Annotated in this window: 22 protein-coding genes and 1 pseudogene; 7 read left to right on the top strand and 16 right to left on the bottom strand. The window is 63.1% G+C overall.

Annotated features, from left to right (window positions below; genetic code table 11):
• Window positions 1–41: 41 nt before the first annotated feature.
• A complete protein-coding gene (locus ACWPVA_RS15965) occupies window positions 42–473 on the bottom strand; it encodes a MarR family winged helix-turn-helix transcriptional regulator (RefSeq protein WP_454289613.1) in 432 nt (143 codons plus the stop codon).
• A 396-nt stretch (window positions 474–869) separates the two neighbouring features.
• On the opposite strand from ACWPVA_RS15965, the gene polA reads away from it, so the two are divergent.
• On the top strand, window positions 870–3869 hold the full coding sequence (gene polA, locus ACWPVA_RS15960) for a DNA polymerase I (RefSeq protein WP_454288618.1): 3000 nt from the start codon (window positions 870–872) through the stop codon (window positions 3867–3869).
• Window positions 3870–3873: 4 nt separating this feature from the next.
• On the opposite strand, the pseudogene pcaQ reads toward polA, so the two are convergent.
• Window positions 3874–4801: pseudogene (gene pcaQ / locus ACWPVA_RS15955) on the bottom strand (pca operon transcription factor PcaQ).
• A 90-nt stretch (window positions 4802–4891) separates the two neighbouring features.
• On the opposite strand from pcaQ, the gene pcaD reads away from it, so the two are divergent.
• From pcaD to ACWPVA_RS15930, 5 genes are all read left to right on the top strand, one after another.
• Window positions 4892–5680 (top strand): 3-oxoadipate enol-lactonase, encoded by a 789-nt coding sequence (gene pcaD / locus ACWPVA_RS15950; RefSeq protein WP_454288617.1) that lies wholly within the window; start codon window positions 4892–4894, stop codon window positions 5678–5680.
• Between the two features lie 9 nt (window positions 5681–5689).
• Entirely contained in the window at window positions 5690–6109 is a 420-nt protein-coding gene (gene pcaC / locus ACWPVA_RS15945; RefSeq protein ID WP_454288616.1) for a 4-carboxymuconolactone decarboxylase, read from the top strand.
• Complete coding sequence (pcaH, locus tag ACWPVA_RS15940; RefSeq protein WP_454288615.1) at window positions 6106–6846, top strand: protocatechuate 3,4-dioxygenase subunit beta; 741 nt, start codon at window positions 6106–6108, stop codon at window positions 6844–6846. The genes pcaC and pcaH overlap by 4 nt, the downstream gene beginning before the upstream one ends.
• A gap of 1 nt (window position 6847) precedes the next feature.
• On the top strand, window positions 6848–7465 hold the full coding sequence (gene pcaG, locus ACWPVA_RS15935) for a protocatechuate 3,4-dioxygenase subunit alpha (protein WP_454288614.1): 618 nt from the start codon (window positions 6848–6850) through the stop codon (window positions 7463–7465).
• A gap of 164 nt (window positions 7466–7629) precedes the next feature.
• The gene (locus ACWPVA_RS15930; protein WP_454288613.1) at window positions 7630–8676 is read left to right on the top strand and encodes a 3-carboxy-cis,cis-muconate cycloisomerase; all 1047 of its coding nucleotides are present in this window, start codon (window positions 7630–7632) and stop codon (window positions 8674–8676) included.
• 7 nt (window positions 8677–8683) lie between these two features.
• Here ACWPVA_RS15930 and phnN read toward each other — a convergent pair whose 3' ends face one another.
• The 14 genes from phnN to phnG all read right to left on the bottom strand — a co-directional run bounded on the left by phnN (window position 8684) and on the right by phnG (window position 21161).
• Window positions 8684–9286, bottom strand: coding sequence for a phosphonate metabolism protein/1,5-bisphosphokinase (PRPP-forming) PhnN (phnN, locus tag ACWPVA_RS15925; RefSeq protein WP_454288612.1), 603 nt, complete (start codon window positions 9284–9286; stop codon window positions 8684–8686).
• Complete coding sequence (locus tag ACWPVA_RS15920; protein ID WP_454288611.1) at window positions 9286–10425, bottom strand: alpha-D-ribose 1-methylphosphonate 5-triphosphate diphosphatase; 1140 nt, start codon at window positions 10423–10425, stop codon at window positions 9286–9288. The genes phnN and ACWPVA_RS15920 overlap by 1 nt, the downstream gene beginning before the upstream one ends.
• A 19-nt stretch (window positions 10426–10444) precedes the next feature.
• The gene (locus ACWPVA_RS15915; protein ID WP_454288610.1) at window positions 10445–11134 is read right to left on the bottom strand and encodes a DUF1045 domain-containing protein; all 690 of its coding nucleotides are present in this window, start codon (window positions 11132–11134) and stop codon (window positions 10445–10447) included.
• Window positions 11135–11258: 124 nt separating this feature from the next.
• Window positions 11259–12776 (bottom strand): phosphonate ABC transporter, permease protein PhnE, encoded by a 1518-nt coding sequence (gene phnE, locus ACWPVA_RS15910; protein WP_454288609.1) that lies wholly within the window; start codon window positions 12774–12776, stop codon window positions 11259–11261.
• 11 nt (window positions 12777–12787) lie between these two features.
• Entirely contained in the window at window positions 12788–13747 is a 960-nt protein-coding gene (phnE, locus tag ACWPVA_RS15905; RefSeq protein WP_454288608.1) for a phosphonate ABC transporter, permease protein PhnE, read from the bottom strand.
• A gap of 88 nt (window positions 13748–13835) precedes the next feature.
• Window positions 13836–14741 (bottom strand): phosphonate ABC transporter substrate-binding protein, encoded by a 906-nt coding sequence (gene phnD / locus ACWPVA_RS15900; RefSeq protein ID WP_454288607.1) that lies wholly within the window; start codon window positions 14739–14741, stop codon window positions 13836–13838.
• An 83-nt stretch (window positions 14742–14824) separates the two neighbouring features.
• Window positions 14825–15676 (bottom strand): phosphonate ABC transporter ATP-binding protein, encoded by an 852-nt coding sequence (gene phnC / locus ACWPVA_RS15895; protein WP_454288606.1) that lies wholly within the window; start codon window positions 15674–15676, stop codon window positions 14825–14827.
• A 122-nt stretch (window positions 15677–15798) separates the two neighbouring features.
• Window positions 15799–16413, bottom strand: a complete 615-nt coding sequence (locus tag ACWPVA_RS15890; protein ID WP_454288605.1) for a DapH/DapD/GlmU-related protein — start codon at window positions 16411–16413, stop codon at window positions 15799–15801.
• Window positions 16410–17117 (bottom strand): phosphonate C-P lyase system protein PhnL, encoded by a 708-nt coding sequence (gene phnL, locus ACWPVA_RS15885; protein WP_454288604.1) that lies wholly within the window; start codon window positions 17115–17117, stop codon window positions 16410–16412. Before phnL ends, ACWPVA_RS15890 begins: the two co-directional genes overlap by 4 nt.
• Window positions 17118–17138: 21 nt before the next feature.
• Window positions 17139–17915 (bottom strand): phosphonate C-P lyase system protein PhnK, encoded by a 777-nt coding sequence (gene phnK, locus ACWPVA_RS15880; protein ID WP_454288603.1) that lies wholly within the window; start codon window positions 17913–17915, stop codon window positions 17139–17141.
• Window positions 17912–18811 carry an alpha-D-ribose 1-methylphosphonate 5-phosphate C-P-lyase PhnJ gene (locus ACWPVA_RS15875; RefSeq protein ID WP_454288602.1) on the bottom strand — a complete coding sequence of 300 codons (900 nt, stop codon included), beginning with the start codon at window positions 18809–18811 and terminating at the stop codon, window positions 17912–17914. Before ACWPVA_RS15875 ends, phnK begins: the two co-directional genes overlap by 4 nt.
• Before the next feature lie 157 nt (window positions 18812–18968).
• Window positions 18969–20078 carry a carbon-phosphorus lyase complex subunit PhnI gene (locus ACWPVA_RS15870; protein WP_454288601.1) on the bottom strand — a complete coding sequence of 370 codons (1110 nt, stop codon included), beginning with the start codon at window positions 20076–20078 and terminating at the stop codon, window positions 18969–18971.
• A gap of 4 nt (window positions 20079–20082) precedes the next feature.
• The gene (gene phnH, locus ACWPVA_RS15865) at window positions 20083–20691 is read right to left on the bottom strand and encodes a phosphonate C-P lyase system protein PhnH (RefSeq protein ID WP_454288600.1); all 609 of its coding nucleotides are present in this window, start codon (window positions 20689–20691) and stop codon (window positions 20083–20085) included.
• Window positions 20691–21161: a phosphonate C-P lyase system protein PhnG gene (phnG, locus tag ACWPVA_RS15860; protein WP_454288599.1), complete on the bottom strand. Its 471-nt coding sequence runs from the start codon at window positions 21159–21161 to the stop codon at window positions 20691–20693. Before phnG ends, phnH begins: the two co-directional genes overlap by 1 nt.
• Before the next feature lie 83 nt (window positions 21162–21244).
• Here phnG and phnF point away from each other — a divergent pair, with 83 nt between their 5' ends.
• On the top strand, window positions 21245–21982 hold the full coding sequence (phnF, locus tag ACWPVA_RS15855) for a phosphonate metabolism transcriptional regulator PhnF (protein WP_454288598.1): 738 nt from the start codon (window positions 21245–21247) through the stop codon (window positions 21980–21982).
• The last annotated feature ends 14 nt before the right edge of the window (window positions 21983–21996 follow it).

The following is a 21996-nucleotide window of genomic DNA, read 5'->3' as shown; positions in this document are numbered from 1 at the left end:
TGGAAACTAAATTTCGTCAGCCGCGAGCACGAATGGTGCGTCTAGAGCTTGCGCGCGTTGTCGATCGCCCAGCGAATATATTCGAGCATCAACTCCTTCTCAAAGCGGCGAAAGCCGGAGAAAAGCACCTGATCCGCCTCGTCGGCAGCGGCGAGCGCCTCGTCCTTCAGTCCACGCGCCTTCTCGGTGAGAAAAACGAGTTGCGCGCGGCGGTCTGAGGGATGCGGCCGCCGCTCGATCAGGCCGTCCCGCTCCATGCGCGACAGCGTATTCGCCATGGTCGCCTGTTCGATGTCGACCCGTTCAAGAAGCTGTTTCTGGGTCAGTCCCTCTTCGCCCCACAATTCGATCAGAATGGGCAATTGCCCGGCCGAAAATCCCAGTTTCGCCGCACGCACCTGCAGGGCGCGGGCAAATCCCTTGGCCAGTTGGCCCGCGAGATAAGTGGCGGAATCGGAGCGATTTTGAGCCATGGCCATGGATAGGCCGGTTCAAGGCTTCTCTCAAGAATAAATCGCAGGCGATCCAATTCCGTATCAGGTCTTTTTTGGGAGGTTGCAGCGGGCGTACCATTGCCCGGACACGAAGAAGCCGCCATGGCTGGAGGCGGAATGCCATGGCGGCTTCGAAACGGGGGACAAAGGCCCGGAGAGGGGGGATAAGGCCTTTGTCCAGTCTGAAGCGGCGGGGGACGAGCCTCTTTCAGACCGCGGCGTGATCAGGCGCCGGTGACTATCAAATGTGCCGTGAAATATGGTTTTTCAAGGGAATGCTGGATTACAAATTCGTAACGTTTCCGTGTTCGCCGTCCTTGCTCTTGCTCGAACTTTATATGGACGCCTCGAACGCCTCGCGCTATCCATGCCGACATGAAAAAAGGCGATCATCTTTTCCTCGTCGACGGCTCGGGTTTCATCTTCCGCGCCTTCCACGCTCTTCCCCCGCTGACGCGAAAGTCGGACGGGCTGCCGGTCGGCGCCGTTTCGGGCTTCTGCAACATGCTGTGGAAGTTGCTGACGGAAGCGCGTGACACGAATGTCGGGGTGACGCCGACCCATTTCGCCGTCATCTTCGACTATTCGTCGAAGACCTTCCGCAAGGAGCTCTATCCGCAGTACAAGGCCAATCGATCTGCGCCGCCGGAAGAGCTGGTCCCGCAATTCGGCCTCATCCGTCAGGCGACCCGAGCCTTCAATCTCCCCTGTATCGAATCCGAGGGCTTCGAGGCCGATGACCTGATCGCGACCTATGCGCGCCAGGCCGAGGCAATTGGCGCAGACGTCACCATCATCTCCTCCGACAAGGACCTGATGCAGCTCGTCACCCCCATGGTCCACATGTATGACAGCATGAAGGACAAGCAGATAGGCATTCCCGACGTCGTGGAAAAATGGGGTGTCCCGCCGGAAAAAATGATCGATCTTCAGGCGCTGACCGGCGATTCGACCGACAATGTGCCGGGCGTTCCGGGTATCGGCCCGAAGACGGCCGCGCAGCTGCTGGGAGAGTTCGGTGATCTCGATACGCTGCTCGCCCGCGCCAGCGAGATCAAGCAGGTCAAGCGCCGCGAGAACATCGTGGCCAATGCGGAACTCGTCCGCCTGTCGCGCCAGCTGGTGACGCTGAAGACCGACGTGCCGGTCGACATGCCGCTTGATGCCCTGGTGCTGGAGAAGCAGGATGGGCCGAAGCTGATCGGCTTCCTCAAGACGATGGAATTCACCACGCTGACGCGCCGCGTCGCCGACGCTTGCGGTTGTGATGCCGCCGCCATCGACCCGGCTCCGGTCACGGTCGAGTGGGGGCCCGCCGCACACGGGCCGGATCTCGATGCTGCAGCGCCTGCAAAAGACACGGCCGCCCCTTCAGCATCTGTCTTGGTCGCGGTCGGCAAGACGCTGCCGTCGGCCGCGGCGCCGACCGGCGATCCGACGCCGGCGGATCTCGCCGCCGTGCGCGCCGCTGCGTTCCACGGCCAAAAGATCGACACGGCCGGGTACCAGACGATCCGCGACCTCGACACGCTTCAGGCCTGGATCGATGCGGCGCGCGAAACCGGCCTTGTCGCCTTTGATACCGAGACGACCTCCATCGATCCGATGCTGGCCGAACTGGTCGGCTTCTCGCTCGCCATCGCCGACAACGGGCAGCAGCCCGGCTCGACCGACATTCGCGCCGCCTATGTGCCGCTTGGCCACAAGACCGGCCGCGACGACCTGTTCAGCGACGGTCTGAAACTGGCGGAAGGGCAGATGCCCATGCAGGCGGCGCTTGCGGCGCTCAAAGGCCTGCTGGAAGATCCGTCGATCCTCAAGGTCGCGCAGAACCTCAAATACGACTACCTGCTGATGAAGCGCCACGGCATCGTCATCAAAGGCTTCGACGACACCATGCTGATGTCCTACGTGTTGGATGCCGGTAAGGGCAATCACGGGATGGACGGCCTGTCCGAGCGTTGGCTGGGGCATACGCCGATCGCCTACAAGGACGTCGCCGGCACCGGCAAGTCATCGGTCACCTTCGACCACGTCGATATCGACAAGGCGACCGCCTATGCCGCGGAAGATGCCGATGTGACGCTGCGCTTGTGGATGGTGCTGAAACCCCGGCTCGCCGCCGACAAGCTGACCCGCATCTACGAGCGACTGGAGCGCCCCTTGGTGCCCGTGCTCGCCGACATGGAAGAGCGCGGCATCTCGATCGACCGCCAGATCCTGTCGCGCCTCTCCGGCGAACTCGGCCAGAAGGCCGCCGCCTTCGAGGACGAGATCTATGAACTCGCCGGCGAACGCTTCAACATCGGTTCGCCCAAGCAGCTCGGAGACATCCTGTTCGGCCGCATGGGCCTGCCAGGCGGCTCGAAGACCAAGACCGGCCAGTGGTCGACCTCGGCCCAGGTGCTGGAGGATCTTGCGGCTGAAGGCGCGCCGCTGCCGCGCAAGATCGTCGACTGGCGCCAGCTGACCAAGCTGAAGTCGACCTATACCGATGCCCTTCCGAGTTTCGTCCACCCCCAGACCAAACGGGTTCACACCTGCTATTCGCTCGCTTCAACCACGACCGGCCGCCTGTCGTCCTCCGAACCGAACCTGCAGAATATCCCTGTGCGCACGGCCGAAGGCCGCAAGATCCGCACGGCCTTCGTCGCGACCCCAGGCCACAAGTTGCTGTCGGCCGACTACAGCCAGATCGAACTCAGGGTGCTGGCCCATGTCGCCGAGATCCCGCAATTGCGCCAGGCCTTTGCCGACGGCATCGACATTCATGCGATGACGGCGTCTGAAATGTTCGGCGTGCCGGTCGAGGGCATGCCTTCGGAAGTGCGCCGCCGCGCCAAGGCGATCAACTTTGGCATCATCTACGGCATTTCCGCCTTCGGGCTGGCCAACCAGCTCGGCATCGAACGGACGGAAGCCGGTGAATATATCAAGAAATATTTCGAGCGGTTCCCCGGTATCAAGGACTACATGGAGAGCACCAAGGCGTCTGCGCGCGAAAACGGCTATGTCGAAACCATCTTCGGCCGCCGCGCCCACTATCCGGAAATCAAGTCGTCCAACCCCTCGATGCGCGCCTTCAACGAGCGGGCCGCGATCAACGCCCCGATCCAGGGTTCGGCCGCCGACATCATCCGCCGCGCCATGATCAAGGTCGAACCGGCGCTCGAGACGGCCGGTCTCAAGGAGCGGGCGCGCATGCTCCTGCAGGTTCACGACGAACTGATCTTCGAGGTCGAGGACGAGGCGGTCGAGGCCGCCATGCGGATCATCGTTGAGACCATGGAGCATGCCGCCATGCCGGCCGTTTCCATGCGCGTGCCGCTCAAGGTGGATGCCCGTGCCGCCCATAACTGGGACGAGGCGCACTGACGGGTCAGATCAGCGCGGTCCGCGCCGCCACATGGTTGCGGATCGTCTGTTTCATTAGGGCAAGCGCAGCACTTGGCTCTACGGCCGCCGGGGTCGTCAGTCCGACCGCACCCCGCGTCTCGCCCATGTCGATCTCAAGTTCCGCGAGCCGGCCGCTCTGCAACTCGTCGGCCACCACCCCGCGCGAAATGAACCATATGGCATTATGACGCGTGACGAAGGCGCGGCCGAAGGAATCAGACACGGTCTCTACCGTGTTCGGCAGGTCCGGAATGCCGTTGGTCAGCAGCAGCCGGTCGACGAAGGGCCGGATGACCGAGCTTCCTCGTCGGCATCAGCACGGTGAAGTTCGCCAGCGCCCCGAGCGTGAAGTTGCGTCGGGCGAGCAGCGGGTGGTTGGGTGAAACGATGATCGCCACCTCCTCGCTGTAGAGAGGTTCGAAGGTAAGGCCGGTCATGTACTCCGGTGCCGCCAGCCGCCCGACCACCAGATCCAATTCACCCAGTCTGAGGGAATTGAGCAGGACGCGGTTTTCTCCCGAGACGATGGTGACCTGGCTGCCCGTTCCGATCGCCAGGAAATCGGCCACCGCATCGGGCATGATGGTCGCGGACGCGGTCGGCAATGTTCCAATTCGGATGGGCGGACCTTCCGATTTGAGCGCCTGGGCAAGCGAGTCCATTCCGCGCTGCACGGCGGCGAGGCTTTCTCCGGCATGCTTGAGGAATATTTCGCCGAAATGCGAGACGCGGATGCCCCGGCCGTCCTTCTCCAGCAGGGAGACGCCAAGGATGTCCTCGAGTTCCCGCATCGTCCGGGTCACCGCCGGCTGGGTGATCGCCAGTGCATCTGCGGCCTTGCCCACGCTCCTCTGGCGTGCGACCTCAAGGAAAGTCTGAAGGTGTCTGAACTTGATCCTCTGATCCATGATTCATACCAGTTTGATTATGGATAGGGGAGGAAATATCATTTTACCCACCGAAATGCATCGAATAACCTTCCATCCAGTGAGGAGAATCCCATGGCCTTCGCCACCATCAACGGCATCACAGTTCACTACGAACTTCTCGGCGAGCCCGACGCTAAGAATCTCGTCGTCTTCTCGAACTCGCTCGGCACCGATTTCCGCATCTGGCTGCCGCTGTTCGACGAAATCAGCGAAGATATATCCGTGCTGCTCTACGACAGCCGCGGCCATGGCCTGACCGGCGGCGCCGACAAGCCTTTCGGCATGGGCGACCTGGTCGATGACCTGATTGCCCTGGTCGAGCATGTCGGAATCAAGCGCGCGGTGTTCTGCGGCCTGTCGGTGGGCGGACTCGTATGCCAGGGCGTTTGGCAGAAACGGCCGGATCTGGTGAAGAGACTGGTGCTGTGCGACACCGCGGCCAAGATTGGCTCGGCCGACGTCTGGAACGCGCGCATCGATGCCATCGCCAAGGATGGTCTCGAGAGCATAGGCGACAATGTGATGGAGCGCTGGTTCACTCCGGACTTCCATCGGGAGCGCGCTGACGATCTCGTCGGCTACCGGCTGATGATGACCCGCCAGCCTGCGGACGGCTATTCCGCCACCTGTGCGGCGATCCGCGACACCGATTTCACCGATGCGCTCCCAACGATTTCCGTCCCCGTTCTCTGCCTTGTGGGCGATCAGGATGGCTCCACCCCGCCGGAACTGGTCGAGGCGATGGCTGGCGCAATCCCGAACGCCCGGTTCGAGATCATCGAGAGCTGCGGTCATATTCCCTGCGTCGAGCAGCCGGAGGAACTGGCCGAACTGCTGCAATCGTTTCTCAAGAAGGCATGAAGGACTGACATGAGCGAAGCCCCGGAAAAGTCTCCCCGCTACCATCAGGGTATGGCGACCCGCCGCAGCGTGCTCGGCGACAGCTATGTGGACCAGGCACAAAAGTCGAAGACCGCCTTCGACGAGCCGTTCCAGGACCTGATCACGGAGGCTGCCTGGGGCCATGTCTGGTCGCGACCGAACTGGACCAAGCGCGAGCGCTCGATGGTGACCATTGCGCTGCTCGCCGCCCTTGGCCACCACGACGAGGTGGCCATGCACGTGCGGGCGACGAAAAACACCGGCGCGACGCCGGAGGATATCATGGAAGCACTGCTGCATGTTGCCATCTATGCCGGTGTGCCGGCGGCCAATCATGCGATCAAGATCGCCAGGACAGCGCTTCAGGACATGGAAGCCGAAAATAAGACGGAGGAGGAAGCAAGATGAAGAACGTCATGCCAGAAACGGGGGCATTTTTCCCCCGCGACCGCGAGATGCACCCGCCAGCTTATACGCCTTGGTACAAGACAAGCGTGCTACGCTCGCCGCAGCGTGCGCTGATCTCGCTCGAAGGTACAAAGAGTGAGATCACCGGTCCGGTGTTTGGCCACAGCATCCTGAACGAGTTCGACAACGATCTGATCGTCAACTACGCCAAGCCAGGCGAGAGCCCGATCGGTCAGCGCATCCTCGTCCATGGCCGCGTCGTCGATGAACGGGGCAAGGGCGTTGCAGGCGCACTGGTTGAGTTCTGGCAGGCCAATGCCGGTGGCCGCTACCGGCACAAGAAGGATACCTATCTCGCGCCGCTCGATCCGAATTTCGGCGGCGTGGGCCGCACCATCGCCGACGAGGACGGTTATTACTGGTTCAAGACGATCAAGCCCGGCCCCTATCCCTGGCCGAACGGCGTCAACGACTGGCGCCCGGCGCATATCCACTTCTCGATCTTCGGCCACGGCTTTGCCCAGCGGCTGATCACCCAGATGTATTTCGAAGGCGATCCGCTGATCTGGATCTGCCCGATCGTCAAGACGATCCCGGACAAGGAGGCGATCGAGCGGCTGATCGCACCGCTCGACATGAACGCCACCATGCCGCACGACATGCGCGCCTACAAGTTCGACATCGTGCTGCGTGGCCGTCGCTCGACGCTGTTCGAAAATCGCAAGGAGGGCAACTGACATGGTGCAATCGCTAGGCTACCTCAAGGAATTGCCCTCCCAGACCGCAGGTCCCTACGTACATATCGGCTGTACCCCCAGTTTCACCGGCATCGAGGGCGTATACGAGAAGGATCTCGGCTCCGGCCCGCTCCACAATGACAAGACGAGGGGTGAGCGCATCACCATTCGCGGTCACGTCATCGACGGCTCGGGCACGCCACTGAAGGACGCAATGGTCGAGATCTGGCAGGCTGATGCCGATGGTCTGTACAACAGCCCGTCGGAAACGCGCGGCAAAGCCGACCCGGAATTCCTCGGCTGGGGCCGATGCGCGGCCCACATGGATACCGGCGAATTCGTCTTCGAGACGATCAAGCCCGGCCGCGTGCCGTTTAGCGACGGTCGGCTGATGGCGCCGCATATCACGATGTGGATCGTGGCACGCGGCATCAATATCGGTCTGCACACCCGCATGTACTTCTCCGACGAGGTCGAGGCGAACGCGGCAGATCCGATACTCGCCCGTATCGAGCACAAGGTACGTGTGCCGACCCTGATCGCTAATCGCGAAGGTGACACCTACACTTTCGACATCCACCTTCAGGGTGAGAACGAGACGGTGTTCTTCGACATCTGACCCTAGGCTCCAGCGCGGGCGGCGAGCCTCTCCCAGCATTGGGAGGGGCGCGCCGTCTTTTAGCGGTTGCGTGCCTTGATCGTTGATAATTGTTGACGATCGGCAACGGTTTTGGTGAGGGTTAGGCCTTCGTATTGGAGTGCGTTTGACTTATGGCGTTGACGATGTTGCCTTATCATAACCGCCTGCTCGGCGATGCCGAAGTATCGGCAATGCTGGGGGAGGCGGCGGATCTTGCCGCCATGCTCCGCTTCGAGGTGGCGCTTGCGCGCGCCGAAGCCGCCAGCGGACTGGTGGGCGCCGCGCCTGCGGCCGCGATCGCGGACAGGCTGGAGCACTTCCGGCCCGACATGGCGCGCCTGACCCAGGCGACGCTAAGGGACGGCGTCCCGGTCCCGGACCTTGTCACACAGATGCGCGAGGCGATCGGCGGTGAAGCCGCATCGACCCTGCACTTCGGGGCAACCACGCAGGACGTCATCGATACGGCGCTGGCCCTCAAACTCAAGCCCGTCTTCACGCTGCTCGAGCAGCGGTTCGAGGCTGTCGACAGTATTCTCGCCGACCTGATCGACAGGTTCGGAGACCGGCCGCTGATGGCCCGGTCCCGCATGCAGGCCGCGATCCTCATTGATGTCGGCGACCGGCTCTTGGTCTGGCGTAAGGCGTTGGCGCAGCTGGCAGCGGCGCTCCCTGCCGTGGCCGACCGGCTGTTGATCCTGTCGCTCGCCGGAGCGGCCGGCACGGCGGAAAAATTCGGTGACAAGATCGATCCGGTACGAGCCGCCATGGCGGAGGAACTGGGTCTGTCGGTGCCGACATACGTGCCCCATACCGATCGAGACCGCATCGCCGATCTCGCTTCCTTCCTTTCGCGGGTCACGGGCGCGCTTGGCAAGGTCGGCCTCGACATCGCGTTGATGGCGCAGAACGGCATCGACCAAATTGAGATCGCCGGCACCGGCGGTTCCTCGGCCATGCCGCACAAGCGCAATCCCATCCTTGCCGAAGTGCTGCTAACCCTTGCCCGCTACAATGCCACGCAACTCTCCGGCATTCATCAGGCGCTGGTGCATGAACAGGAACGCTCCGGCAGCGCCTGGACACTGGAATGGCTGATCCTTCCCCAGATGATCGAGGCGACCGCCGCAGCCCTGTTGCATGCCGCGTCGCTACTCGGTTCTGTCGAACGGCTTGGCGATCGGGACTGACTCCGGATCAGTTCCTGGCGCGGCCCGCCAACACCGCCTCGAGCGTCGAAATCAGCTTCGTCCCCGCCTCGGCGAGGGCTCCGCTATTGTCGATGGTGACGACGTCGTAGTCGCCCTCGACTGTGAGGGAGCCTCGCTTCAGCCGCTCGAGGATTTCTTCCCGGCTTTCGCGGCCGCGCGCAACCAGCCGCTCCGCGAGCACTTCCGGCGAAGCCGTGACATTGATGACCAGAAGGGACGGAAACGCCCTTGCCCAGTGCTTCAGCGCCGAGCGCGAACCGTTGGCGATTACCATATGGCCGAGCGCCAGTTTCTCATGCACCGACGCCGGAATGCCGTAGCTCAAGCCATGGGCATCCCAATCCACGGCGAAGCTGCCTTCCCGGCGCATCGCCTCGAACTCGGCCGGCGAAGCCCCGCGATGTTGTTCGCCGCCGGAATCGGCGGGCCGGGTGATCACCCGCTGAACGAAATGCACGTCCGGCCGGCCGGCGAAATGTTGCATCGCCAAGTGTATGAGGCTGTCCTTGCCGGCTCCGCTCGGCCCGACGACAGCCACCATCGTGCCCGCCACACCCTTCGTTTGCAATCTGCCGGGCTGATTGTCCATCAGGCGACCCTGCGGCCTTCACGCCAGACCGCCCGCACCACTGGCACGCCGTTGTCGCGCCGCACGCGAACGAGGTCGGCGCGCAGGCCTGGCGCGATCTGGCCGCGGTCGTTCAGACCGACGGTGCGCGCTGGCGTGGAGGTGACCATGGCGAGCGCCTGCGGAAGACTGATCTCATCGAAATCGTCCGCAAGTACGAAGGGCGCATGCAGCAGGCTGAGCGGCACGTAATCCGATGACAGCACGTCCAGCACACCACGCCCCGCCAGGTCGCGGGCCGCGATGTTGCCGGAATGCGATTTGCCGCGCACTACGTTCGGCGCACCCATCAACACGCTCATGCCGGCCTGGTGCGAGGCATCGGCGGCTTCGAGGCTGGTCGGGAATTCTGCGAGCCGCACCCCATAGCCCTTGGCTTCCTCGACATGGTCGAGCGTCGCATCGTCATGGCTGGCGACCGTGATGCCGCGCGCCGCGCAGACTTTAGCGAGCGCGTCGCGGTGAGGAGCGGCGTATTTCGCCGAGGATTCCTGCCGGCGGGCGACGAAATGGGCAAACGCCTCTTCCGACAGGCCGCGCTTGGTCTTGTAGTAGAGCGTGTACTGCTCCATCGTCTGGAACTGCCGTTGCCCCGGCGCATGGTCCATCAGCGAGACCAGCCGCACATAGGGATCGGCCTCGAAATCGGAAAAATGGTCGAGCACGTCGGCAGCGGAGACCTCGCAGCGCAGGTGGATCAGGTGCTCTGCCCTCAGCCGGTCCTCGCGCTCGGCCGCCTGGATGGCATCGGCCATCTCGCGCATCTCGCCTTGGGCGAAACCGCCATCCTCATCCGACCCCATGCGCAGGCAGTCGAACACGGTGGTAATGCCGGCGGTTGCCACCTGGGCGTCATGCGCCTGGATCGCCGAGGTTTTGTTCCACCGCACGCCCGGGCGCGGTGAATAGTGAGATTCGAGATGGTCGGTATGCAGTTCGACGAGCCCTGCAATCAGAAAGTCGCCGCCGAAATCCTCGCCGGTGCGCATAGGGCCCTCCGAAATGTCGGCGATGCGGCCGTCGCGGATCTGGACGGAGCCTTCGATGACCTGGTCGTCGAGAACGATGCGGGCATTGGCAAGAATGGTTTCGGCGGACATGCGATCGACTTTCGATGGTTCAGGCGCCGGTAAGCGGCAGCCAGGTGTGGACTGTGAAGGGCGCACCCCGTTCCGGCTCGATGAAGAGCGCGAGGCCGGAAATGCGGAGCGGTTTGTCGGTGAAGGGGGCGAAGCGCGCGGTGGCGAACTGGCGCACGGCATCCGCCTGCGAGGGGTCCACCGGGCCGCTCAGCGTCATATGAAAGCGGAAATCTTCCATGACATAGGGATAACCCCAGCGCAGCAGGTTGGCGCGCTGCGTCTCGCTCAGGCGTTCCGGCTTGCGCCGGGCGATATCGGCATCGCTGAGTGGCGCGCGAAACGGCTCGAAGGCCTCCACGACGGCGGCCGCGAAGTCCTGCAGCGGCGGGTGCGTCTTGGCGGGGATCAGCGCGAAAAACGGGCCGAGTTGCCCGACCACGAGCGAAGGGATGTCGAAGGCCGGCTGCGCGGCGCAGAACACTCCGAACTGCGCGATCAATTCCGCTTCGTTCCGGTTCGGAGCCAGTCCGAACGGCGCCTTGAGCGTGGCGTGAAATCCGTAGCGCCGCGGTTCGGCGGTGAGGGCGGCCATGGTCCGTGCCGGAAACGCATCCGCCGCTCTTGCGGCAATGTCTTCGCCAGAAAAGGCGTCCCGGCCGAGCCAGGCGGCCGCCGTCCGGGTCAGCGGATCATCGGCGGGCGGGGTGAAATAGAGCGCATAGCGCAATGCGGAAATCCTCGTTTGACAGGTCGCGGCCACAATGACGGCTCAGCGGGGCAGATTACAAGTCGGTGTCGCTAGCCGAGCCGCATGACAGATTGATGATACGGCGAGCAGATTGGTTCAAGAATCAGTGCCTTGTCCCCATCAATCGCGAGCGCAACGCATTGGAAATGCCGTCGAACACGAAGACCACGATCAGGATCAGCACCACCATATAGGCGACATTTTCCCAATCGGAATTGGTCCGCATCGCTTCCCAGAGCTTTAGGCCGATCCCGCCGGCCCCGACCGCGCCGATGATCGTGGCCGAGCGGGTGTTGGATTCCCAGAAGTAGAGCGCCTGCGATGCAAAGAGCGGCAGGACCTGCGGCAGCACGCCGAAGCGCTGCACCGCGAGCGGTGCGGCGCCGACGGACTTGACGCCCTCGCGCTGCTTGTCGTCGATGTTCTCCAGCGCCTCGGCATAGAGTTTTCCGAGCGTGCCGGTGTCGGTGAAGAAGATCGCCGACATGCCGGCGAGCGGCCCGGGACCGAAGGCGCGGGTAAAAAACAGCGCCCAGATCAGCATGTCGACCGAGCGTTGGAAGTCGAAGAATCGCTTGATGATCTGGTTGGCCAGCCGGTTGCGGAAGATGTTGCGTGCCGCAAGAAAGGATAGGGGGAAGGCGACGATCATCGCGAACAGTGTGCCGATGAACGCCATGACGATCGTCTGCAGGAGCTTCGTCCACACGTCGAGATGCTGCCAGGAGGGATTGTAGAGAATATCGTTCCAGGCCAGCGACAGATTGCTGCGTGCCGGATCAAGCCGCTCGCCGGCAAAGACCAGGCCGGCAACTTCGGCAAAGCTTTTGTCGAAGAAGGCCGAGTTCGTGTCGAAGAAGAAGTTTTCCCAGCCGAAGAAGCGCTTGCGGATCTTGACCTTGTCCGCCTGAACCTCGACCCAGCCAGAGAGACCGAAACTGGCGACGACCTTGGCGCCGGGCTTGCGCTGTTCGGCCCAATCGGGGAGCGCTGCCGTGGCATCGACGGTGTCGCGGGTTCCGTCGAGATCCAGCATGATCGTCTCGCCATCGCGCGCCAGGACGACGCGGTCGGGCATGATTTCGACCGTGCGCCCGCGGCCCATCTCGACGAGTGCCTGCGTGACGATTTCTTCCTGCCGGGCTTGCGGAGCGATCGCTGCCTGCGCGTTCTCGTCGACCTTCGCCGTCGTCGCCGCTGGCGCCATAAAGCTGAAACTCGAGGACCTTGCCGCTGGCGTCGTGGCGCCGGCGCTCGGTGCTGCCGGCACTGCGGCGGTGCGGGTCACAGTCTCCCGGGTCGCATTTAGCCAAACCGGATTGGCATTCGGGCCAAGCGGGTCGAAGCGCGGATAGGTGATCTCCATGGCGCCGTCTGCGGCAATCAAAATGTCCGGCCGTACCTCGTAGGACACCCAGTCGGCAAGATAGGAACCGGCAATCGACCAGTTGGCATTGGAGACAACCTTGCCGATCGAGAAGAACCACCAGGCGAAGACGAAATAGAGAAGTATACCGCCGGCGATGAAGCCAATCTTGAATCGCTGCCAGACGGATCGCTGCAGGATGCTGGGATGGCGAGCGGCGATTACCTCCAGTTCGTACATGTTCATGGTTTGCATGGACGTGGTCCTCACTGGATGGTCTGGAAGGCCTGCTCGCCGACAAGCTTGCGGCGCAGCCAGGCGGAAAACTGATCGACGGTAATAATGGTGCAGAAAAGCAGCAGCACGATCGCCAGGGTCTTCGCCTCATGGCCCTGGCCGATCGAAAGCCGCAGAAGTTCGCCGATGCCGCCGCCGCCGACCGCACCGATGATAGTCGAGGCGCGCACGTTGATTTCGAGCCGCAACAGGAAATAGCTCATGAAGTTCGGCATGACCTGCGGCACCATGCCGAACCAGACCCGCTCGAACCAATTGGCGCCGACCGCCTTCAGGCCCTCGTCCGGTTTCATGTCGGCATTCTCGATGACCTCGAAGAACATCTTGCCGAGTGCGCCGATCGTGTGGATCGACACGGCGATGATCGCCGGGATAGGGCCGAGCGAAAAGACAGCGAGGAAGAAGCCGGCGATGACGACCTCGGGAAAGGCGCGAAGCAGTTCCATGGTGCGCCGGGCAGCACCGCGGGCCCAGGGGTTCGTCATCATGTTGCGGGCGGCTAGAAAGGACAGGCAAAAGCCGATGAGCAAGCCGATCAGCGTCGACAGGATGGCGATATTGACGGTCTCTACCATCTTGTGAATGTATTCGGGAATGTAGAGCGTCTCGGTAAAATAGAGACGGCCCTCCGGATAGTTGTATTTCATGCTGCCGTCGTCATAGGGCGAGGGCAGGTCGAAAAGTGCACGGAAAACCTCCATGCCGTCCCGCGGAACGAGATCCTCGACGAAATCAAAGAAGTGCGGGATACGGTCGAAGAATTTGCCGGAATTGGTCTCGTTGGCGAACCAGAGCGAGCCGCTGACGACGAGAAGAAGAAGGCCGATACCGAACAGGGAATAGAGGCGCCGCTTTGCTGCGAGCTCTTGCCAGTGCCGCTCGACGAGCGACCCATTCTCGCCCAGCGAAGGCGTTGTCGAAAGCGTCATGTCATTCCTCTTGCCGCAGCGCAGGCGAGCCGGATTACCCCAAGAAAACGCCGGACGAAGATCGTCCGGCGCTTCTTTTCGTGGATGATCAGCCGCCGATGGTGGCCTTGCGGGCGTCGATGATCGGCTTGTAGAAGTCGACGTTGACTTCAGTGTAGCCAGTGAAGTCACCGCCCTGGATGGCCGAGAAGCAGGCCGGGTCGGACTTCGGCAGCTCCATCATGAAGGTCTTGAACTTCGTCTTCATGTCATCGTTCATCGACGAGCGCACGACGATCGGGCCGTTCGGGATCAGCGGGGACTTCCAGAGCTCAACCAGGTCGTCCATGTTCAGGATGCCCTTGTCGACCATCTTCGCCAGGTTGCCAGAGGTGTAGCCGTCCTTGAACTCGCCGACGCCCGAGCCCCAGGTCGTGCCAGCGACGAAGGTGCCCTTGAGCACTTCGAGGACGAGGTTCTCATGGCCGCCGCCGAAGCCGGTCTCGCCGAAGAATTCCTTGACCGGGCCGCCGATGGCTTCCGGAAGGGTGACGAGCGGTACGAGGTAGCCGGAGGTGGAATCCGGATCGGCGAAGCCGAGCTTCTTGCCCTTCATGTCTTCGAGCTTGGTCACGCCCGAGTCCTTGCGGGCGACCATGATCGAGTAGTAGCCGGTCGAACCGTCGGTCTGAACCGTAGTCAGGATCGGCTCGACGGCATCGGCCTTGGCGAGATAGACCTTGGCATAGGCCGAGGCGCCGAGTTCGGCATAGTCGAGCGTGCCGCCGAGCAGGCCCTGGACGACGCCGTCATAGTCGGCGGCCGGGAACAGCGAGACCTTTTCGACGCCGAGAACCGCCGGCAGCTTTTCGGTCATGCACTGGAAGTTGCGCAGGCGGTCGGCTTCGTTTTCGCCGCCAAGAATGCCGATGCGGAATTCCTTGAGGTCTTCGGCAGCGGCAACGCCGGCGAGCGCCACGAGCGCCACGGCGGCAAGAAGGGTCTTCTTCAGCATGAGTTTCTCTCCTGTTGTCCGGCCGGGCCGGAACTTTCTGATCAATGAAGTGCCCTTCACGCGGGCGGTCGATCGATGTGATTTCAGGCCTCGGCGACGGCCAGGGTCCTGAAGCCGGGGGATGCGGGGGCGCCGGCTGCGGCGCTCGGGATGCGGATGCTCGTCGAGGTCATGCTCTCGTCGATGCCGGCGCCATGGCTGTCGGCGCCGTAAATTTCCTGAACCGTATCGGCAGTCAGCTGGTCCGGCGTGCCGTCGAACACGACGCGGCCTTGTGCCATGCCGATGATGCGCGAGCAGTAGTTGCGCGCCGTGTCGAGCGTGTGCAGGTTGGTGACGACGGTGATACCCTCGCGCTCGTTGATGTCGCGCAGGGCATCCATGACGATCTTGGCGTTGAGCGGATCGAGCGAGGCGATCGGCTCGTCGGCCAGCACGACCTTCGGCCCCTGCATCAGGGCGCGGGCGATGGCCACGCGTTGCTGCTGGCCGCCGGACAGCGTGCCGGCCGGCTGAAGCGCCGTCTGCTCGATGCCCAGGCGCTCGAGCGCGGCGATCGCCATGATCCGCTCCTCGCGCGAGAAGATGTTGAGAATGCTGAGCGCTGTCGGGCGATGGTTGAGGCGGCCGAGCAGCACATTGGTCAGGACGTCGAGGCGGGGAACCAGATTGAACTGCTGGAAGATCATCGCGCAGTCGCGCTGCCAGTTGCGCAGGCCCGCACCCTTGAGGGCGGAGACCTCGACGTCGCCGAAATGGATCGAGCCGGATGTGGGATCGACAAGCCGGTTGATCATCCGAAGCAGGGTAGACTTGCCCGCGCCGGAGCGGCCGATGACGCCAACCATCTCGCCCCGGTCGATCTCGACATTCACGCCATCGACGGCGAGATGCTGGCCAAACTTGCGGGTGACATTCTTCAGCTGGAATTTCATGTCTGCTCTTTCGACGTCATGTCCATGGGGTCGAACAGGCTTTAGCGAGCACCCATGAAGCGCGAATGTCAGATTTGTGTAGGAAATGTAAAACCTTGCAAGGCCTTGAATAAAAACGGGGATCAGGAGTATTTCTCGATGAATTCCTCAGCTTCCAGTGCACGGAAGTCTCCAAGCGCGGCAAATAGCCGGTCGTGGTCCCAGTCCCACCAGCAAAGCTTTTCCATGCGGGCCGCCGTCTCCGACCCAAAGCGTTCGCGGATAAGCCGAGCCGGCACCCCGCCGACAATCGTGTAGGGGGCCACATCCTTCGAGACGACTGCGCCGGCGCCGATCACCGCGCCGTTGCCGACGATGACGCCAGGGAGCACCGTCGCGCCGTGGCCGATCCACACGTCATGACCGATCGTGACGCGGTTCTCCCGGCGCCATTCGAAGAAGTCGTGATCGTTCTCGGCGCCCTCGAAATAGTCGACGGCGCGATAGGTGAAATGGTGCAGCGTCGCGCGCCAGGTCGGATGGTTGGTGGCGTTGATGCGCACGGCCGCCGCGATATTGGCGAACTTGCCGATCTGCGCGCACCACACAGATCCGTCCTGCATGATGTAGGAATAGTCGCCCATGACGACCTCATCCAGGCGGCAACGCTCGGAGACCTCGGTGTAGCGGCCGAGCGTCGAATTCGACACACGGGCGCTTTCGTGAATGTATGGATCGAGCCCGAGTTTCCTGCTCATGCGGCGACCTTCCGCGGTGAGAACCGCGAGACGTCGAGAATGCGGTCGGCGACGGCTTCGCGCACTTCCTCGTCGTGGAAGATGCCGAGCAATGCCACGCCCGCCGCCTTCTTGGCGCGGATCATCGCGACGACGACGGCGCGGTTGGCGGCATCGAGCGAGGCTGTCGGTTCGTCGAGCAGCAGGATGCGGTGATCGGTGATGAAGCCGCGGGCGATGTTGACGCGTTGCTGCTCGCCGCCGGAGAAGGTGGCGGGTGGCAACTGCCAGAGATCACGCGGCAGATTGAGCTTTTCAAGGAGTTCTGCGGCGCGCTCGCGCGCCTGTTCTGCGGCAACGCCGCGGGCGACCAGCGGCTCTGCGACGACGTCGATGGTGGCGACGCGCGGCACGGTGCGCAGGAACTGGCTGACATAACCGAGCGTGGCGCGGCGGACTTCCAGCACGGAGCGCGGATCGGCGCTGGCGATGTCGATGATGCGGTCCTTGTGCTCGATCAGGATCTGGCCGGCATCCACGGCATAATTGCCGTAGAGCATTTTCAGGATCGAGCTCTTGCCGATGCCCGACGGTCCGCCGAGCACGACGCATTCGCCTGAGGCGACCGAGAAGGAGACATTGGCGACCACCGGCAGGCGGAGGCCGTCGCGCAGGTGCATGGTGAAGCTCTTGGAGACTTCCGAGACGACGAGGGGCGTGGCCATGGGGATTTCCTCTTAAAGGCTTCAGACTTGCAGGATCGAAGAGACGAGCAGCTGGGTATAGGGCTCGCGCGGGTCGTCGAGGACGCGGTCGGTCAGGCCCTGCTCGATCACATGCCCGTCCTTCATCACCATCATCCGGTGGGAAAGCAGGCGCGCCACCGCGAGGTCGTGGGTAACCACGATGGCTGACAGGCCGAGGTCGTTGACGAGGCCGCGCACCAGGTCGAGCAGGCGCGCCTGCACCGAGACGTCGAGGCCGCCGGTCGGCTCGTCCATGAAGACGAGGCGCGGGCCTGTCACGAGATTGCGGGCGATCTGAAGGCGCTGGCGCATGCCGCCGGAAAAGGCGCGCGGCTGGTCGTCGATGCGGTCCGTGCTGATTTCCACCCGTTGCAGCCAGTCGCTGGCCGTACTGCGGATATTGCCATAGTGCCGGTTGCCGATGGCCATCAGCCGCTCGCCGACATTGGCGCCGGCCGAAACCGTCATGCGCAGGCCGTCGGCCGGGTTCTGGTGGACGAAGCCCCAGTCGGTGCGCATCAGGAAGCGCCGCTCGGCCTCGCTCATATGATAGAGGTCGCGGTAGCCGCCGTCACGCATGTGGTACTCGACGCTGCCGGTGGTCGGCATCAGCCGGGTGGACAGGCAGTTGAGCAAGGTGGTCTTGCCGGAACCGGATTCGCCGACGATCGCCAGAACCTCTCCAGGCCAGAGATCGAAGGCGACATTGCTGCAGCCAATGCGCTTGCCGTAGAATTTTGAAAGGTCGCGGACCTTGAGAAGCGGCGTGTCGCTCATTCGGCGGCCTCCTTTGCCACGCCCAGATGGCCCACATGGCCATGCTCGCGGCGTTCTTCGCAGTGATCGGTGTCGGAGCAGACGAACATGCGTCCGCCCTTGTCGTCGAGAATGACCTCGTCGAGATAGACCTGCTCGGCACCGCAGAGCGCGCAGGGCTTGTCGAAGGTCTGGATCTCGAAGGGATGATCCTCGAAATCGAGGCTGACCACCTCGGTGAAGGGCGGAACGGCATAGATGCGCTTCTCGCGGCCCGCGCCGAACAACTGCAGCGCCTCCGACATGTGCATCTTCGGGTTGTCGAATTTCGGCGTCGGCGAGGGGTCCATGACATAGCGGCCGGCAACCTTCACCGGATAGGCATAGGTCGTGGCGATCCGGCCGTTCTTGGCGATGTCCTCGTAGAGCTTGACGTGCATCAGGCCGTATTCCTCGAGCGCATGCATCTTGCGCGTCTCGGTCTCACGCGGCTCGAGGAAGCGCAGGGGTTCCGGGATCGGCACCTGGTAGACCAGCACCTGGTTTTCCCTGAGCTTTTCTTCCGGGATGCGGTGGCGCGTCTGGATGATCGTCGCGTCCCGCGTGTGGGTGGTCACGGCGACATTGGCGACCTTCTGGAAGAAGGCGCGGATGGAGACGGCATTGGTCGTGTCGTCGGCGCCCTGGTCGATGACCTTCAGCACGTCGTCCTGGCCGATGATCGAAGCGGTCACCTGCACGCCGCCCGTGCCCCAGCCATAGGGCATGGGCATTTCACGGGAGGCGAAAGGCACCTGGTACCCGGGTATGGCGATCGCCTTCAGGATCGCGCGGCGGATCATCCGTTTGGTCTGTTCGTCCAGATAGGCAAAATTATAGCTCGCCAGACCTGAATACTGTGAAACTTCCTGCGTCATCGGGCGTTGTCCTGCATCAGAAGGAGGTGCTGGATATGGAAATCAATGTCATTCTCACGATCATCATTTCGGTCATGATCGCCACGACCGTCGGCAGCGCTTATTGGTTCAATGAGCAGGGCCGTGATTGAGCAAGCGGTAACTGAACTGGTCCTTGTCATTCGACGGCCTCGGCGAGTCCGGCCCTCTGCGTTCGCCGTGTGACCTCGAACTCGCCGCGCATGCGCCGCACCAGATCGAGCTCGGCCTGGAAGTCGACATAGTGCGGCAGTTTCAGGTGCTCGACGAAACCGGTCGCCTGCACATTGTCGGAATGTGAAATGACGAATTCCTCGTCCTGCGCCGGGGCGACGATGTCCTCGCCGAACTCGGTGGCGCGCAGAGCCCGATCGACGAGCGACATGGCCATCGCCTTGCGCTCGCTCTGGCCAAACACCAGGCCATAGCCCCGCGTAAACTGCGGCGGCGCCTTGGCCGATCCCATGAACTGGTTGACCATCTGGCATTCGGTGACGCGGATGTCACCGAGCGAGACGGCAAAACCAAGCTCGGCAACTTCCAGCTCCACCTCGACCTCGCCGATGCGGATTTCGCCGACGAACGGATGGGTGCGGCCGTAGCCGCGCTGGGTCGAATAGGCGAGCGCCAGCAGAAAACCCTCGTCGCCGCGGGCAAGCGCCTGCAGCCGCGTGTCGCGTTCCATCGGAAATTCGATCGGCTCGCGGGTGATGTCGCCGGCGAGGTGATCCTCGGGCATGTCGCCGTCCGCCTCGATCAGTCCTTCTTCCGCCAGGATTTCGGAGACGCGCATCACCGCCTCGCAAAGCGGTTTCTTGCGCGCCGGCTGAGCAACATCGCCGTCATCGAGCAGCGAGGTGTCGAGCAGGCGATGGGTATAGTCGAAGGTCGGCCCGAGAAGCTGTCCGCCGGGCAGATCCTTGTAGGTCGCCGAAATCCGCCGGTCGATCTGCATGCGGCCGGTGTCGAGCGGCACGCTATAGCCGAAACGCGGCAGGGTGGTGCGATAGGCGCGCAGCAGGAAGATCGCCTCGATCATGTCGCCGCGCGCCTGCTTGACGGCGAGAGCTGCCAGCGCCCGGTCGAACAGCGAGGCTTCCGCCATGACGCGATCGACGGCGAGGCCGAGCTGTTCGACGATCTGGTCGATGGTCAGCGCCGGCAGCGAACGGTCGCCGCGCCGACGGTCGGCCAGCAGTCGATGTGCATTGTCGATGGCGGCTTCCCCGCCCTTGACGGCAACATACATGGTCTCAAACCTCCTTGGGCGTGATCTTGCAGGTGCGCGGCAGGCCGAGCATCTGGTGCCCGGCTGTCAGCACGACGTCGACGCCGCGCGGAAAATGGGCGCGATTGTCGGCCCATTGCCGCAGGAACATCTCGGGCAGGCCGAGCGGTGTGATGGCCGCGCTGTTCCGGATGCCGGGGCCCGAGAGCGTCAGCGCCGGCCCTTTGTCGAGGCTCGTCACCTCGAGCACGATGGTCGTCGAGCGGTCGGGATATTCCTGAGTGCCGGTGGCAAAAAGGCCGAAGGAGGAGAACGCTGCGCCGGCCTCGGCAAAGGCGAAGCGTGCTTCCGATTTTTCCCGGGTGAGGGGCGCGCCGGTGTGAAATCCGATCCACTCAGCCACTGGCGACTTGGCAAGGCCGGGCGTCAGCCAGACCGGAGTGTCGTGGTCGAGGAGCGTCAGCGCGATCGCACCGGCGGCGACGCCCATCGGCTTCGGCGGTTCGACTTCCGGCAGGATGGACTGGATGGTGCCGGGCCGCGACAGGCAGTCCATCATCATGCGGAACACGCTCTGGGCGTGATGCACAGGTTCGGCGAAACCGCCGGTCAGGGCTTCGATCTTCGGGTTCATCAGTCCTCTCCCCGCACCATGGTGAAGAAGTCGACGCGCGTCGCAGCCACTTCTTCCGATTTCTTCTGTTTCTCTTCGACGATCCGTGCCGCAACCGGCTGCAGCAACTGCGCCTCGACCAGGGGGCGATGCGCCGGGTCCTGCCAGAGCGCGTCGAAGACGGCCGCGAGTTTGGCGCGCTTGAGATTGGCGCCGAGCACATGGCCATGCCCGACCACGCCATTGCCCAGCCGCACCGTCGCCCGGCTCACCGTGGCTTCGCCAAGGTTGAAGGGCGCGCCGCCGCCGCCGATCCGTCCGCGCACCATGACGAGCCCGATCTCCGGTCCGCGCAGCATTTGCATCTCGGGCTGTGGGGCCAGGTCGTCCCACACACGGGTCAGGTCATCGAGTTCGGCGCGCGCCAGCAGGTCGACCACGCGCTTGCGCTCCGGCTTCTGGATTTCTGGGTTTTCCTGTCTAGCTTCCATTGTCAGGCCCCTAAATGTCTAGTAATATAGACAACTATACAAGTTACTTTATGGCTAGCAATCCGGCGTGACAAGCGTGTGACATGACTGAGCGGAAAACGATGGAACGACAAAAGGGCGTGGCGCTGTGGCGCCAGATCGCCGACAGGATCCGTGCCTCCATTGCGCAAGGGGACTATGATGCGACGGGCATGGTCCCACCCGAAACGCAGATCGCCGAGCAGTTCGGGGTCAATCGTCACACGGTGCGAAGTGCGCTCGCGGCGCTCGGCCAGGAAGGCATCGTGCGGGCCGTGCAGGGACGCGGCACAATGATCGACCGGAAGGACAAATTCACCTTCCCGATCGCCAGGCGCACCCGTTTCACCGAGGGCATCGGCGCGCAGGCACGGGATTTGGAAGGGCTGCTGTTGTCTTCAGGGCGGGAGCCGGCCGGCACCGAGGTGGCAAAATGGCTGAAGCTTGCCACCGGCGATCCGGTCATCCGCCTCGAAGTGCTGCGCAAGGCCGATGGCCGTCCGCTGTCACGCTCCACGACCTGGTTCCCGGCCGGGCGCTTCGACGGCATCGACACGGCCTTTCGCCGGACCGGCTCGATCACCCGGGCGCTTATGGATCAAGGCGTGAGTGATTACCTGCGCGATGTAACGAAGGTCTCCGCCACCCATGCCGAGCCCGACGATGTCGCGCAACTGGCGCTGACGCCGGGCGCCATCGTCCTGGTGACCCGGGCACTCAATACCGACCTGGACGGCATTCCCATACAATACGCGGTCACCCGGTTTCCCGCCGACCGCGTCGAGTTCACCATCATGAATTGACGATGAAAGGATGC

The organism is Rhizobium arsenicireducens (genome assembly GCF_964021225.1).
Note: the sequence above shows the minus strand (reverse complement) of the source record. Positions and strands in the feature narration are given on the sequence as shown.

What these genes read in the sequence shown, in the direction of transcription:
- ACWPVA_RS15965 (WP_454289613.1), bottom strand. Translation starts at nt 473, where the DNA reads ATGGCTCAAAATCGCTCCGATTCCGCCACTTATCTCGCGGGCCAACTG.
- polA (WP_454288618.1), top strand. Translation starts at nt 870, where the DNA reads ATGAAAAAAGGCGATCATCTTTTCCTCGTCGACGGCTCGGGTTTCATC.
- pcaD (WP_454288617.1), top strand. Translation starts at nt 4,892, where the DNA reads ATGGCCTTCGCCACCATCAACGGCATCACAGTTCACTACGAACTTCTC.
- pcaC (WP_454288616.1), top strand. Translation starts at nt 5,690, where the DNA reads ATGAGCGAAGCCCCGGAAAAGTCTCCCCGCTACCATCAGGGTATGGCG.
- pcaH (WP_454288615.1), top strand. Translation starts at nt 6,106, where the DNA reads ATGAAGAACGTCATGCCAGAAACGGGGGCATTTTTCCCCCGCGACCGC.
- pcaG (WP_454288614.1), top strand. Translation starts at nt 6,848, where the DNA reads ATGGTGCAATCGCTAGGCTACCTCAAGGAATTGCCCTCCCAGACCGCA.
- ACWPVA_RS15930 (WP_454288613.1), top strand. Translation starts at nt 7,630, where the DNA reads ATGTTGCCTTATCATAACCGCCTGCTCGGCGATGCCGAAGTATCGGCA.
- phnN (WP_454288612.1), bottom strand. Translation starts at nt 9,286, where the DNA reads ATGGACAATCAGCCCGGCAGATTGCAAACGAAGGGTGTGGCGGGCACG.
- ACWPVA_RS15920 (WP_454288611.1), bottom strand. Translation starts at nt 10,425, where the DNA reads ATGTCCGCCGAAACCATTCTTGCCAATGCCCGCATCGTTCTCGACGAC.
- phnE (WP_454288609.1), bottom strand. Translation starts at nt 12,776, where the DNA reads ATGCAAACCATGAACATGTACGAACTGGAGGTAATCGCCGCTCGCCAT.
- phnE (WP_454288608.1), bottom strand. Translation starts at nt 13,747, where the DNA reads ATGACGCTTTCGACAACGCCTTCGCTGGGCGAGAATGGGTCGCTCGTC.
- phnD (WP_454288607.1), bottom strand. Translation starts at nt 14,741, where the DNA reads ATGCTGAAGAAGACCCTTCTTGCCGCCGTGGCGCTCGTGGCGCTCGCC.
- phnC (WP_454288606.1), bottom strand. Translation starts at nt 15,676, where the DNA reads ATGAAATTCCAGCTGAAGAATGTCACCCGCAAGTTTGGCCAGCATCTC.
- ACWPVA_RS15890 (WP_454288605.1), bottom strand. Translation starts at nt 16,413, where the DNA reads ATGAGCAGGAAACTCGGGCTCGATCCATACATTCACGAAAGCGCCCGT.
- phnL (WP_454288604.1), bottom strand. Translation starts at nt 17,117, where the DNA reads ATGGCCACGCCCCTCGTCGTCTCGGAAGTCTCCAAGAGCTTCACCATG.
- phnK (WP_454288603.1), bottom strand. Translation starts at nt 17,915, where the DNA reads ATGAGCGACACGCCGCTTCTCAAGGTCCGCGACCTTTCAAAATTCTAC.
- ACWPVA_RS15875 (WP_454288602.1), bottom strand. Translation starts at nt 18,811, where the DNA reads ATGACGCAGGAAGTTTCACAGTATTCAGGTCTGGCGAGCTATAATTTT.
- ACWPVA_RS15870 (WP_454288601.1), bottom strand. Translation starts at nt 20,078, where the DNA reads ATGTATGTTGCCGTCAAGGGCGGGGAAGCCGCCATCGACAATGCACAT.
- phnH (WP_454288600.1), bottom strand. Translation starts at nt 20,691, where the DNA reads ATGAACCCGAAGATCGAAGCCCTGACCGGCGGTTTCGCCGAACCTGTG.
- phnG (WP_454288599.1), bottom strand. Translation starts at nt 21,161, where the DNA reads ATGGAAGCTAGACAGGAAAACCCAGAAATCCAGAAGCCGGAGCGCAAG.
- phnF (WP_454288598.1), top strand. Translation starts at nt 21,245, where the DNA reads ATGACTGAGCGGAAAACGATGGAACGACAAAAGGGCGTGGCGCTGTGG.